Source organism: Cellulomonas sp. P4_B5_2 (genome assembly GCF_056402235.1).
Genome location: NZ_JBFUHU010000489.1, coordinates 1 through 1,728, shown reverse-complemented (window position 1 = coordinate 1,728; position 1,728 = coordinate 1). Strand labels below are relative to the sequence as shown.

The window sequence follows — 1,728 nt, the reverse complement described above, 5'->3', positions numbered from 1 at the left end:
CCTGGGCTCTGATCTGGATGCCGCGCTCGAGACCGCAGCGCGGCGCGCCCGACGTCGGACCGAAGGTTAATCATCCCATGACCATTCGCTTGGTGGCGCGTGCTGTGGTGCGTGCTCCTGCCCTGCTCCTGCTCCTGCTCTTGCGCGGATACCAGCGGTTCATCTCCCCGATGACGCCGCCGACCTGCAAGTTCTACCCGTCCTGCTCGCAGTACGCCGTGATCGCGGTGCAGCGCCACGGTGCCCTTCGCGGCACTGCGCTCGCCGTCTGGCGCGTCCTGCGCTGCAACCCCTGGAACCTGGGTGGCGTGGACGACGTTCCACCAGCACGACCCGTCCACCGCCATCTCGACGTGGCCTCGTCCACACACTGATCCCCCGAGGAGTTCTCCCCGATGAGCTGGTTCGACGGTCTGCTCAAACCGATCATGGTCGTCGTGGCCTGGATCATGGTCCAGTTCCACGCCCTGCTCACCGCACTCGGACTCGACCCCGAGAGTGGTGCCGCGTGGGGACTCTCGATCGTGGGCCTCGTCATCGTGATCCGGATCCTGCTGATCCCCCTGTTCTTCCGGCAGATCAAGGCATCGCGCGGCATGCAGCTGCTCGCGCCGGAGATGCAGGCGATCCAGAAGAAGTACAAGGGGAAGTCGGACCCCGCCTCCCGTGAGGCGATGAGCCGCGAGACGATGGCGCTCTACCGGGAGCACGGCACCAACCCGTTCGCGTCCTGCCTGCCGATCCTGCTGCAGTCCCCCATCTTCTTCGCGCTGTTCCGCGTGCTCATCGAGCTCCCTCGGATCGCCGCCGGGACGTACCCGCCCATCGGCCCGATGACGCCCGAGCTCGCCGCACAGGCCGAGGCGGCGACGATCTTCGGCGCCCCGCTGTCGGGCACCTTCATGCAGGCCGGCGACAACTGGCACATCCGGGTGGTCACGGTCGTGCTGATCATCGCGATGTCTGCGACCACGTTCCTCACGCAGCGCCAGCTGACCATGAAGAACATGCCGCCTGCCGCGCTGCAGGGGCCCATGGCGCAGCAGCAGAAGGTGCTGCTCTACGTGCTGCCGCTGATCTTCGCGTTCTCCGGCGTCAACTTCCCCATCGGTGTCCTCATCTACTGGACCACCACCAACCTGTGGTCGATGGGTCAGCAGTTCTACACGATCCGTCGCATGCCGGCCCCGGGCTCCCAGGCCGAGATCGCCATGAAGGAGCGCAAGGCTCGCAAGGCCAAGTCGCACGGACTCATCGAGGAGCCCGAGTCGACCGTCATCATCGAGGAGAAGCCGCGCGGGCAGCGCGAGCAGCCCAAGCGCAAGGACCGCAACAAGCCGCGCGTCATCGAGGACCGCACGGTCAAGCCCGTCACACCGAAGGACGACGAGTCCGACGGACCCAGCACGCCGGCGCCCGGCGCCCCCACCAAGCCAAAGAAGTAGCGCACCCGCGCGACGTTGATCGGAGAGAGACTCCATGACTTCGACCCAGCCTGAAGCCCCCGTCGAGCCGACCAGCACGAAGCGACTCGAGGAAGAGGGGGAGATCGCCGCCGACTACCTCGAGGAGCTGCTGGACATCGCCGACCTCGACGGCGACATCGACATCGACATCGACCACGGCCGCGCCGCCGTCGAGATCGTGTCCGAGGACCCTGCCGACCGTTCGCTCAGCTGTCTCGCCGGCCCTGACGGTGAGGTCCTGGACGCGCTGCAGGAGCTGACC

2 protein-coding genes and 1 pseudogene are annotated in these 1,728 nt (G+C 66.9%); all 3 read left to right on the top strand.

Annotated features, from left to right (window positions below; translation table 11 throughout):
- The first annotated feature begins 77 nt into the window (after positions 1–77).
- Positions 78–374, top strand: a complete 297-nt coding sequence (gene yidD / locus AC1DUQ_RS21490; RefSeq protein ID WP_477059577.1) for a membrane protein insertion efficiency factor YidD — start codon at positions 78–80, stop codon at positions 372–374.
- A gap of 21 nt (positions 375–395) precedes the next feature.
- Positions 396–1,445 carry a membrane protein insertase YidC gene (yidC, locus tag AC1DUQ_RS21485; RefSeq protein ID WP_477059576.1) on the top strand — a complete coding sequence of 350 codons (1,050 nt, stop codon included), beginning with the start codon at positions 396–398 and terminating at the stop codon, positions 1,443–1,445.
- A gap of 34 nt (positions 1,446–1,479) precedes the next feature.
- Positions 1,480–1,728 (top strand): annotated as a pseudogene (locus tag AC1DUQ_RS21480) (single-stranded DNA-binding protein); the annotation flags it as partial.

Coding starts and splice junctions, on each gene's coding strand:
- yidD (WP_477059577.1), top strand. CDS start 78: ATGACCATTCGCTTGGTGGCGCGTGCTGTGGTGCGTGCTCCTGCCCTG.
- yidC (WP_477059576.1), top strand. CDS start 396: ATGAGCTGGTTCGACGGTCTGCTCAAACCGATCATGGTCGTCGTGGCC.